The sequence below is a fragment of the Seonamhaeicola marinus genome (assembly GCF_008085455.1).
This window is the reverse complement of record NZ_VSDQ01000490.1, coordinates 1-249: the sequence shown is the minus strand read 5'-3', so window position 1 is coordinate 249 and position 249 is coordinate 1. Positions and strand designations below refer to the sequence as shown.

Annotated in this window: 1 pseudogene; it reads left to right on the top strand. The window is 41.4% G+C overall.

What is annotated here, in order from left to right:
* A pseudogene (locus FUA24_RS07880) lies at positions 1-249 on the top strand (sugar kinase); the annotation flags it as partial.

Genomic DNA, 249 nt, shown 5'->3' with positions numbered 1-249 from the left:
AATGCGTAAAAGAGGCGTTGGTGTAGATAAAATTGTTTGGGGGGGAGACCGTTTAGGTATTTACTTTTTAGAAACTGGTGCCGTATCTCGTGGTAGTAAAGTAGTATATGATAGAGCACACTCTGCAATGGCTGAAATTGAATCTGGAATGATAGATTGGGATGCTGTTTTTGAGGGTGTTGAGTGGTTCCACTGGACAGGTATTACACCTGCAATTTCTCAAGGTTCTGCTGATGTTTGTTTAGAAGC